This window comes from Aquirufa regiilacus (assembly GCF_032470275.1).
Taxonomy (GTDB): domain Bacteria; phylum Bacteroidota; class Bacteroidia; order Cytophagales; family Spirosomataceae; genus Aquirufa; species Aquirufa regiilacus.
This window is the reverse complement of the sequence record NZ_JAVNWW010000002.1, coordinates 38934-49891: the sequence shown is the minus strand read 5'-3', so window position 1 is coordinate 49891 and position 10958 is coordinate 38934. Positions and strand designations below refer to the sequence as shown.

7 protein-coding genes are annotated in these 10958 nt (G+C 45.1%); 3 read left to right on the top strand and 4 right to left on the bottom strand.

Features of this window, described 5'->3' with window-relative positions; all coding sequences use genetic code 11:
* Position 1: 1 nt before the first annotated feature.
* Entirely contained in the window at positions 2-4426 is a 4425-nt protein-coding gene (locus PQG45_RS06165; RefSeq protein ID WP_316070476.1) for a hypothetical protein, read from the bottom strand.
* Positions 4427-4511: 85 nt separating this feature from the next.
* On the opposite strand from PQG45_RS06165, the gene PQG45_RS06160 reads away from it, so the two are divergent.
* Together PQG45_RS06160 and PQG45_RS06155 are read left to right on the top strand one after the other, a co-directional pair.
* Positions 4512-5024: a KdsC family phosphatase gene (locus PQG45_RS06160; RefSeq protein WP_316070475.1), complete on the top strand. Its 513-nt coding sequence runs from the start codon at positions 4512-4514 to the stop codon at positions 5022-5024.
* Between the two features lie 10 nt (positions 5025-5034).
* The gene (locus PQG45_RS06155; RefSeq protein WP_316070474.1) at positions 5035-5544 is read left to right on the top strand and encodes a gamma carbonic anhydrase family protein; all 510 of its coding nucleotides are present in this window, start codon (positions 5035-5037) and stop codon (positions 5542-5544) included.
* Positions 5545-6022: 478 nt separating this feature from the next.
* Here the strand turns inward: PQG45_RS06155 and PQG45_RS06150 are convergent, their stop codons facing one another.
* The 3 genes from PQG45_RS06150 to PQG45_RS06140 are packed head-to-tail and all read right to left on the bottom strand — an operon-like array spanning position 6023 to position 9629.
* Entirely contained in the window at positions 6023-7513 is a 1491-nt protein-coding gene (locus tag PQG45_RS06150) for a GH3 auxin-responsive promoter family protein (protein WP_315574583.1), read from the bottom strand.
* Between the two features lie 6 nt (positions 7514-7519).
* Entirely contained in the window at positions 7520-8203 is a 684-nt protein-coding gene (locus tag PQG45_RS06145) for a tetratricopeptide repeat protein (protein ID WP_315574581.1), read from the bottom strand.
* Positions 8204-8213: 10 nt separating this feature from the next.
* Positions 8214-9629 carry a DEAD/DEAH box helicase gene (locus PQG45_RS06140; protein WP_316070473.1) on the bottom strand — a complete coding sequence of 472 codons (1416 nt, stop codon included), beginning with the start codon at positions 9627-9629 and terminating at the stop codon, positions 8214-8216.
* Here PQG45_RS06140 and PQG45_RS06135 point away from each other — a divergent pair, their 5' ends adjacent.
* Positions 9630-10958: a chloride channel protein gene (locus PQG45_RS06135; RefSeq protein WP_316070472.1), complete on the top strand. Its 1329-nt coding sequence runs from the start codon at positions 9630-9632 to the stop codon at positions 10956-10958.

Sequence of the window (10958 nt, the reverse complement as noted above, 5' to 3'; positions counted from 1 at the left end):
ATTAAAATCCTCCTTTTTTCGATTTCGTTGCGGGCGCCGTTGATTTAACCGGCGCTGCCACTTTTTTCACTTTTTTCGTAGGCGTAGTGCCCCGATAATAGGCTAAGAAGCGCTTCAGAAATGCATCTTTTTCATCTCCTGCCGCTTCTACGACCGCCAATTTACCCTTTTTATCTGATTTAACCGCTTCTCGAATACTCGCAAGGAAGGCCGGATCCGATGAATAAACACCCAGTTCGCCATTGAAATAGGCGAAATAATACCACAAATCTTCCGACAATTCCCAATACCCATAAAACTCTTCTTTGCTCGGTTTTTTGATCACCTCCATGTATCCTTTCACCGTTGCATTGATATCCACCGGCCCCACATTCACCCATGGAATTCCCCCCGTAGAATAGAAAGCAGAGGTATTCGGAGACCAAACCCACGCAACATTCGAAAAGTTAATCGAATTCGCAAATTCTGGGGCCACCTTATCCAAAGCCATATGCACCTGATCCATTTTTGTCAGCATCGCTTCTTGAATCGGCTTACCTAGTACTTGAACGGCTCGTTTTAAATACGCATCTCGACGTTCTGGATCATCCGCCGGCTCACTTTGGATGCCTTCGTCCAACAAATATTTAACGATACGATCGCCCATGACCTTCAGCAATTTGACAGGATACGGAAATTGTAAATTCACCCAGGTGTCTAGTCGCGGCAATAAACTATCCGTTGACATGGTCAAATGACCAAAAGCCCGAATGGCCTGATTCCCTGTAAACAATTGAATGGGGCCTTCCGCCTCCACGCGGTGTTTATCGATAAACAATTGCATCTGCGTCTGCTTTCCTTTGACCTCATAGCGATCATTCGCCTCAATCACATCCCCTTCCGCCTGAAATAACACAGGATCTAAATCATCCGATTGAGGACTTAAAAAAGTTGGATACAGTCGATTTTGCGCATTGATAAAAATCCCCGCGGTAATCGGCCGACCGGCCTCATCGTGTACATCTTTGTTCAGCAATAAATGAGGCTCCTCGCCCTTACTATTCTCAAACGGAATCCAAGCCGCACGGAAATTTGGCAAACCAATCACCGGCCGAATAAATCCCTTAAAATTCAAATTGGGCAGGCGTGTATCCAAGAATACCTCCCCTTTAAATTGCTGATGCTTGCTGAAACGAAGGGGCACTTTCTCAGACAAAAGACCATCCGCCGTGATGTAATTCTTGCCCTCAAAATGAAAATTTCGAAGTGCTACAGAAACGGTGTCCCCATCACTTCGCGGAAATTGATAGTTGGCCTCCCCTTTCCAGCCGGCGGAATTTCCCTCTGTTATTTTTAAATCTTTCAACAGGTGCTTCCCACTCAGCACCGCTTTGGCGCCAGAAAAAGGCTTAAACGCGCCATCTTTTTGGATACCCAAAACGCCTTTTTCGGGATACAAAAGCGCGGAGCCCACTTCAACTTCCTTCACGCCACTCAACGCCAAATATTGTGCTTTTAAGTCATACGCTGCGGTTGTCGCCTTAATCGTAGAACCCGCAATGCCTGTGCTATCCAAACTTTTTAGCTCAAAGCCTTGTTGGCCGCCCAACAAAAACCGTTGATTCGTCAAATCCCAGGTCGCCTCAGAAAGACTACTTTGGTAGGCCACATAAGGAAAGGTAATCGCCGAACCCATGTCGCCTTTCATCGGCCGAATAACAATTTTATGCGTCGACATATTTGCTTCCAGCGCCACGCGATCCATGAAAACAGCCGGCGGGAAAAGCGCCATTTGCTTGCCAATCTTCAGGTTCGCTTCTGAAGCAGTCCAGGTTACTGCATCAAAACGGAAATTAGACGACTCCATGACCCCGTCTTGTAACGTTAAATTTCCCCGACCGAAAACTTGTTTTTGGTGCATACCCAGCGAGCCGATCAACTGCACTTCTTTGTTGTAAAGGGATATAGCCTGTTTAAATGGACGCATCCAAAGGCTATCCTGCTGCTGCATCCAAGAGAAACGGTGCTCGCCCATTTGCATATTCGGAAATCCTTTGCCTTGCATGGAAGCTTCCAAGCCTGTTGCAATCAAGGAATCAGGATAAAAATGGGACTCTTTTTGGGTGGCCTGCAATGCCAAATAATTTAAGGTCCCCGAAGCGCTTAACCCTCCCTTGTTCATCAATAATGGGGATTTTAATAGATAGCTTCCCTTTGATTTATAGATAGCAAGCGCCTGTTTTTGATTAAACGAGAAGCCAAAGCTTTGATCGGGCATTAATACCAAAGAAGACTTGAATGTGGGAAACAAACCATCCGAATAAAAACTTCCCTCAAAGGTGATTTCCTTTTGAGTCAAACTGTCTAGCTCAATGCGTGGAACTTGAAAATAATGCTTCTTACCATATACGCCCGAGGCACGCCAAGGTTCATCAAAATAGGAAACAACGCCTTTCGGAATAATCAATTTAGGAAAGGCGGCCAGTCCCAGTCGGCCGGATTTATTATTCGGTGGAGCTAATAAAATGTGCCCCGCTTCATAACGAAACTGCCCACCCAGTTCTCGATTTGTCCCTTTTCGCACGAAGGTAATTGAATCAATTTGGGGCAGATTAATCGAATACTCCGTGAAATTAAAGCGGAATCCCTGGCCACGGAAGCGGTAATTCCCAATCTTAATTTCTCCCATGAAATCAAAATCGCGCCCTTGACCAAACACAATCTGATTATCCGAAGGAATAAAATTCGCCTTCAAAGAATCCGACACCATCACTTCCTTTATGCCTCGAATGACGAGTTTTTGTTGGCCTAAATCCAAGGAAATATTCGCCGTATCCTTGGCCAACATTCCCCCAAAGGAAGGCACATAAAAACGATCAAAATCCTTTTGCGCATATTTCACCTGCGCATAATGGCGCCCCAAACGCGTAAAGGAAACCTCGCCAGTCGACTCGTCAAAATTCAAATAACCCGCATGCTTGAATTGCTGAAATCCTCCCTTTAATAGTTGGGGATCCTTCTTATTCGCCGCCGCGATATCAAACAAATTCGCTTGGCTTCGTTTGATGATTGCTAAATGATTATACAAAATCCGAATCGGGTCATAGGTTAATATGCCCTGCTGGCTATCCAATCTGCCCGCATCAAAAAAGTCAAAAGACTCCACCCAGGCGGGGTTTTGGCTTTTCCCCGACAAGCGGAAAAAATCCATCTTTTGAGTATCACCGTGTAAAACACCTAGATCCGCCGAAATCGAAACTTGGTGAAAGCTATCCTCGAAACGTATTTCTTCCTGGGTAGGTTTGAAATGCCAAGCGGCTTCGGAAGGAATCCAATTGGCAGTAACAAAGCCATGGTACAAAGAATCCTTTTTGCCTACATAACCAACGAAAGCCCCTTCCTTAATCTGAATAGATTCGTTGGGCTGCATCAAGGCTTGCGTCGTCCATATTTCCCCCAACTTCCTTAGAGGCCCCCAAATCTCTACCCGTGCGGGTTTATCCTTTGATCCAATCAGCCCTCGCTGATCCCCTCGTACGAGCAGTCGACCAAATCCTTTGAAGTAATTTCCTTGGATAGCTTGAGAAACAATTTGCTTGGATCGAAATTCGATGTCAAACGCAGGAGAACCCGCCTTCTTTTTCAATTGCATCCGTAGCGCCCCCAAAATGGCTTGCTTACCTTCTTGCCAAGTCATTTCCTCGCTTAGCAAATAGCCTTTACGCGGATTAATTTGGAATTGATTTAAGTTCAAATTTCCCTGATCAAGCCTTGCATGATCGCCAAAAAACAAGCGGTCTTTAACCGAAAAAAGAATTTGTTTCGCGGATAGTCGTAAACTATCCTTGTTTAGGATCGATTCAAAAAATGCCTCATCCCACACCAAAACCGGCCCAGGGCTTTTCGCTTGATATTGAATCCACGTTTCCGCGGGACTATCCGATGATGGCGTATCCCAGTTGTCGGCGGGAACAGCCGTGCTATCGACATCCTGCCAACGAACCGACAGGTTTCCTTGCACACGGATGGCGTAATTTCCTGTTTGTAATAGTTGTTGGTTATACTGCCAACTATCCACTTGTTCGTAAAAATCAATCGCGAGTTTGCCTACTTTCCGGTTGGCAAGCTCTTTCGCGACACCTAGTAATTCCTTCTGTAAATTTGGCTTTGCCTGCAAAAAAGTACGAGCAAACAAATACGAAAACTGAGGTGTTTTATACCCCACCGTGCGCATGTGTTGGGCCCGCTCAAAGAATCCCGACTGGCTGTCTTGCGCCAAGAGGCTTTGCAATTGTTTCACGACAAGGGGTGCATCAGAATACTTGCTTTGGCTGATGCTTGAGCATAATTCAGACACGAGCGTCGCTTGAGTATTTTGTTGGGCATGCGCCAATACTGGCCCAAAAGCCAGTAAGCCAACCCAGAAAAATAAACGCAAACGCCTCATAGGGGGTAAAAATACAAAAAAGCCACCACGAATCGCATCAAGTCTTTCCGCAGATTTATGTAAATTACCATTCTAATCCATTGATATGTCCAACGTACTCACACAATTTGCCCAAATTAAAGCCTTTGTATTCGATATAGACGGCGTCATGACAGATGGCAGCGTCCATGTATTAGAAACGGGGGAACATTACCGAACCTTTCACATTCGAGACGGATATGCCATCGAAAAGGCGCGTGAGGCGGAATACAATTTGTGCGTGATTACGGGCGGAGGCCATAAAGGGGTCAAAAAAAGACTCGAAAATCTCAAGTTTCAGGATATTTATTTTGGCTTGGGCGGAAAAGATAAACTAGAAACTTACCTGGGCTGGTTGGATAAAATGGGCCTGGACGAATCGGAAATTTTATACATGGGCGATGACGTTCCCGACTTAAAAATTCTTTCCCGGCCGGCATTATTAAGCACATGTCCGGCAGATGCTATTCCGGAAATTCAGCAAGCCTGCAAATATGTTTCTCCGTTTGGTGGAGGCAAAGGTGCGGTGCGGGATGTGATTGAAAAAGTAATGAAATTACAAGGCAACTGGCCTGCTTAACGATACTAAAATGGCATTAATTGTTCCGATAAAGGGTGTTTCCCCGCAATTTGGTGAAGAGAATTGGCAGGCTGCAAATGCGACCATCGTAGGAGATGTGACTTTTGGGTCGCATTGTACGGTTTGGTATAACGCGGTTGTTCGAGGCGATGTGAACCGCATCCGCATCGGCAATTACAGCAACATTCAAGACGGTGCGGTGATTCACTGTACCTACCAAAAGACGGAAACACACATCGGAAATTATGTGTCCATCGCGCACAATGCGATCGTTCATGGTTGCACGATTGAGGATTATGTACTCGTGGGTATGGGTGCAATCATCATGGATGGCGCCGTGATTGAAACTGGATCGATCATCGCAGCAGGTGCCGTGGTTACCCAAAATACCCGTGTTCCCGCCGGCAGCATTTATGCGGGAAATCCAGCGAAATTACTCAAGCCTGTTAGCCCAGAAGCCGCCGAAGTATTCATGCGCACGGCGATGAATTATTTGGAATATGCGGGGTGGCAAAAATAGACGTTAGACGTTGGACGTTAGACATTGGACGGAAGACTAATATTTTAACCCTAGGTTTTTACCTAGAGATTCCGAAGTCTGACTTTATAACCCTAGGCTTTAGCCTAGGGATCCCCAGACTAAAGTCTGGGGCTATGAATAAGACCTTAACATTTCCCTTCTGTATTCTCTTAAGACTATTTCCCTCCGGACTAATGACAAGCGACTGAAGACCGAGGTTTATAACCCTAGGCTTTAGCCTAGGGATCCCCAGACTAAAGTCTGGGGCTATGAATAAGACCTTAACATTTCCCTTCTGTATTCTCTTAAGACTATTTCCCTCCGGACTAATGACAAGCGACTGAAGACCGAGGTTTATAACCCTAGGCTTTAGCCTAGGGATCCCCAGACTAAAGTCTGGGGCTATGAATAAGATATTTACATTTATCTTCTCTCTTTGCTCCGGACTATTTCACTCCGGACTTCATGCTGACCACTCCTAGCTCCCTAACCCATCCGCAATCACCCGATCATTCGCCAAGCGTGGAACCTTATTTTGACCCCCTAATTTTCCTTGTGATTTCATGTAATCAATAAAGGCATTGGGTTGCAAAATCGTCAACTTTAAAGGCTGCAAAACCTTTCCGGTAATCAAATCCTTGTAATAGATGTTTTGGGCGTTCATAGAGGCCTCTAAAACGGCCTGGAACTTCGTGGGATCCTGTGGAGCTTGGGCAAATTCAACTAACCATTCATGGTAGGGTAATTCTCCTGCCGAAGGGTTTACTTGCGGCGCTAAGGTAAATTCAACAAGCGAAGCCTCCGGACAAGCCTTTAGGGCCTCGGCCATGGCGCGTTCCGCCTCTTCTGCAATCACATGCTCCCCAAATGCCGAAATAAAATGCTTAATCCGACCTGTCACCACAATCCTAAATGGATTTAATGATACAAACTTCACTGTATCGCCAATCGAATATGACCAAAGTCCTGCATTAGTCGACATGAGTAAGGCGTAATTAACGCCCAACTGCACCTCTGAAAGCATCAGACGCTTTGGCGTCGCTGTGAAATAGGTGTCTGTGGGAACAAATTCAAAAAAGATTCCGCCATCCACATTCAACAACAATCCCTCCTCTCCCGTCGAATCCTGAAAAGCAATGAAACCCTCGGATGCGGGATAGGTTTCTACGACATCAATGTCACGGCCTATCGAATCCATCAACTTCTGGCGATAAGGCTCAAAATTCACGCCTCCCGTGACGAACAATTGAAAATCGGGAAATAGATCACCAATTTTTTGGCCCGACAAAGTCTCTAGCCGATCAAAATACATCTGAACCCAGGGTGGAATTCCGGAGATCAAGCCCATGCGCTCTTGCATGGTTTCTTGCACGATAGCCTCCAATTTCTCCTCCCAATCCTCAATGCAATTCGTTTCATACGTTGGCAATTGATTGCTGCGCAAATAGCCCGGAACGTGGTGATTGACAATCCCCGACAAGCGTCCCGTAGGAATTCCGTGTTTCGTCTCAAGCGCAGGAGAGCCCGACAAAAAAATCAATTTTTGGTCTAAAAATGCAGAATTACCAGAATAGTTCACATAATGCAACAAGGCATCACGCGCACCCGAAATATGGAAAGGCATCGATTCCTTCGAAATAGGAATGTATTTGGCACCGGAGGTTGTACCCGACGTTTTGGCAAAATACGCGGGCTTTCCAGGCCATAAAATATTGGGAGAACCCAATACCATTTCATCGATGTAAGTCTTTAAATCTTCGTATTCAGCGATGGGAACACGGATTTTGTATTCTAAATAATTACGAATTTTGTCGAATTCATAGGCCTGACCAAAGATGGTTTGCTCCGCCTTTTTAAGGTTATTCTTGAGCCAATTTTCCTGAATTTGAATCGCCTGCGCGTGACTCTTTTGGTGTTTTTTTACCACCTTACGCGCAAATGGTTTCGCAAAAAAGGATTTAATTCCCATGATTACCTACTTAAACACGCCTTGCGGATCAGGCAATTTTTCCGCCAAACTATGTCCTAAATTCAAATCCAGTTGGGTGATGTCCAACTTGCGGCACTCGTGCAAATAGGCCCAAGCGTTTTCGTATTTTTCTTGTAAAAACGCCACTTGCGCACGCTTCATCCAAGCCGTCGCATAATTCGGTGTTTGAACCAAGGCTTGCTGCAAAAGCGCATCTGTTTCATCCAAAGTCCCACAATCCATCGTTTTCAAGTAACAACTCAATTTCACAATCGCCAAATCCACACGAAGTATACTTTGTGTACTATCTAAGGCCAAACCTTTGGATAGAAACTCGATTGCTTTTGGAAAATCTTGTCGCTGAAAGGTGATGACACCCAAGCCCCAATAAGAATCAACGGCCTCATTATCAAGTGCTTGCACGAGATTAAATCGATACGTTGCGGTATCCAAATAACCCGAAGAGACAAACTCCCATGCCCGCTCAGAAAAGAATTCGACCGCCTCTTTGCGTGAACCAAAACTAGCATCACACGACTCCACAAACTCCGATAATTCTTTTTGGTCTTTAGCTGATAATGCCTTTTGTCCATAAAGTGGCAAATATTTGGCCTCTTTTGGCGCTGCAGCTTGTTGGGCCATCGCGAGGCTGCCAACAAACATGAACAAACTGATTAGTAGTACTTTCATCGCTGCAAATCTACCTTTTCTTTTTAGATGATGGTGCTCCTGGACGAAATTTTGCGTTTTTTCCGGGTCGATTATTCCGTTGAGGGGGTTTTGGCGTTGAAACGGCACCGCCTTTGGGGCCTGTTTTTGTGACCGCTTTACGCGTAGGTACTTTTTTGCCACTTGCTCGCGCTTTGATCACCCATTTTTTCTCGTGGAACGCACCTTGAAAATCGGGATCCTCGCGTTTGCGTTGATCATCCACGGCACGTAACATATCTTGTTGTTCAACAAATGGCGTCTCTTCACGGTTAATTTCTGCCGGAAGGTCCTGAATTTCAATTGTTTGCTGAATTATTTCTTCAATTTTGGTCCAGTGATATTGTTCTGCCAAGGTAATAAATGTAATCGACTCACCTACCTGATCCGCGCGACCCGTCCGACCGATCCGGTGGACATAATCCTCGTAAATCAAGGGCACATCAAAGTTGATTACATGGGAAACCTTGGGAATATCGATTCCGCGTGCAGCCACATCGGTCGTCACGAGGATACGAACCAAGCCTTCGCGAAATTGTTGCATGGCATTAATACGCGTATTTTGGCCCTTATTCGAATGAATTGCACGTACTTGGTCTTCGGGTAATACCTTACGAATTAAATATTTTTCGACCTGATTGGCAACGTCCTTGCTCCGACAAAAAACCATGACGCGTTCAAATCGATCTTGTTTCAGAAAATAGGCCAAGGCGTTAATTTTTGTACTCAAATTCGGTGCTTCGTAAACAAATTGAGTCACCTGACTGGCCGGAGTGGCTTGTCGGGTAATTTCAACCTTTTGAGGAAACTCCAAAAACTCATGCGATAAGTTTTCTACTTTTTCTGGAAAAGTCGCCGAAAACAACCCATTTTGGCGCTTTTTATAAGGGATTTTTTCGAGTATTTCACGAATCTGCGGCATGAAACCCATGTCCATCATTTTATCCGCCTCATCTAAAATCAAAATCTTCAATTCCTTTACAACGATTACGTCCTTGCGATACAATTCCAAGAAACGACCCGGCGTAGACACCAAAATATCGATACCCGCTTCCAATGCTTGAATTTGGGTTTTAGGCCCAAGACCTCCATATAAAGCCAATATTCGCAAATCGGTCTCCACCGCCAAACCCACCATCACTTCATGAATCTGCATGACCAATTCCCGCGTAGGTGCCAAAATCAAGGTACGTGGATTTTTCCCTTGCGCATATTTACAACGCATTAAAATCGGCAAAGCATAAGCAGCCGTTTTACCCGTTCCGGTTTGTGCAATACCAAGAACATCGTGGCCTTGCAACATGAGGGGAATCGCTTTCTCTTGAATCGGACTCGGTTTAACATATCCCAACGCGTCGCATGCACGACATAATTGAGGATTTAATCCAAGTGAAGAAAAATCAGTCATATGATAAATATTGATGAAGGGACAATTTCCTCCGTGGAATTCCGTTCACGAGCGCTGCCGGCGCCCGATTGCAATTCCTCGACAAAGGTAGGCAAAATAAAATTCCCTACCTTTGAAACAAAAATTCTTCTGAATATGCGAATTTGGGGCATTCGAATCCTCTTATGGGCCATCATCTCCTTCGCCAGCGGCAGTGTTGCGTCACTTTTCCTCTGGGGCTTGCAACTCATCGCAGAAAATCGACAAACTTATTTTTTACTAGGACTTCCTTTGGTTGGTCTATTACTCGTATGGATTCGCAAATGGTCGTTCACCATATTGGGAACAAACGACCTCATCAAGCAACTTCATGGGGAAGCATCATTAACCTCGATTTTCCAGACACCCTTTACATTAGCCAGCACCTGGTTAAGTCATCTGGTCGGAGCATCTGTAGGTAGGGAAGGGGCAGCAGTATTCATGGGCGGCTCAATCGCAAACGCGAGCACCGAGCAATTCAATATATCGAAGGAGGAAAAATCCATATGGCTGCGCGCCGGAATGAGCGCTGGCTTTGCGGCAATTTTCGGAACACCTTGGGCCGGCTGTTTTTTCGGACTCGAAATGAAAGAAGTGGGCAAAATTCATTTTCGCTCTTTTTTCGCATGCCTCTCCTCCGCTTTTGCAGCAAATCTAGTAAGTCTCCACGTGTACGGCACAAAACACGTTTTGTATCCACATATTTTACTACCCGAAATAACACCCGTATTTTGGGCCAAATTAGCGCTTATTGGCCTATTTTTAGCCCTCATTGCTCGCATCTATTCGCGCTTAGAATCGATTATTTCTTTTGCGTCTGATAAATTACCTATACAAGCTTACCAAAAAGCGATTCTCGCGGGTTTGATTTTACTAGCACTCTTTCAATTTCCTGAATTTCAAGAAAGCATCGGATTGGGTTCCGAATATTTACGTAGACCCTTTGAAGAAAATTTTAATGCCAGATATTTTGCCGTCGAAAAGCTGATCGCAACTTGCTTAAGTGTTGGACTCGGATTTAAAGGGGGAGAGGCGACACCCTTATTTTTGATTGGCGCTTATGCAACAGCAGGACTAACGCAAATACTTGAATTACCGGGTCCCTTCTTAGCTGCCATCGGTTTTACCTGTTTATACATGGGCCTAACCAAAACACCTATCGCTGCCATGTGCATGGGTGTCGAACTCTTTGGGTATGATGCCTGGTTTTGCTACCTAATCGTAACAATCATGGTTATCTACTTAGCAGGTCACAAAGGTATTTTCAATTCACAAACATGGGCAAACTATCTGCCCAAACTCCCTTTTTAA